The organism is Bacteroides sp. 51 (genome assembly GCF_010500965.1).
Taxonomy (GTDB): domain Bacteria; phylum Bacteroidota; class Bacteroidia; order Bacteroidales; family Bacteroidaceae; genus Bacteroides.
Genome location: NZ_QVMI01000095.1, coordinates 1,810 through 2,170, shown reverse-complemented (window position 1 = coordinate 2,170; position 361 = coordinate 1,810). Strand labels below are relative to the sequence as shown.

Genomic DNA, 361 nt, shown 5'->3' with positions numbered 1-361 from the left:
GGCGTTCCTACTGCTCTCCACGCTGACAGCGTGCACAGGGCATGAAGAAGAAATTACCCCAACGGGAAAAGGCGACGCCCTGGTCACCTTCTCCCTTCGACTGCCCGGTGAAAGCGTACCCGACACCCGCGCCCTGCCCAACACTCGTGCACTCTCCGAAGACGGGGAGAACGCTGTTACTGAAATCGACGTATTGGTGTTCGGTAAGAACGGCGGTACCTATGTTTACTCTGCCGGATGCAGCGGTAGTCAGATCACAGGAACCGGAAATGCCAAGACCTTTACCGTGACCTTGCGCCGGGGTGAATACGACCTGGTGGTATTGGCCGGTGCCCGTAGTATCATAGAAGCTGCTACCCTG

At 57.3% G+C, this 361-nt stretch carries 1 protein-coding gene; it reads left to right on the top strand.

Going from position 1 to position 361, the window contains the following annotated elements; genetic code table 11:
• Positions 1-361 (top strand): fimbrial protein (locus tag D0T87_RS23645; RefSeq protein ID WP_163178629.1); only part of this gene is annotated, 361 nt, incomplete at both ends.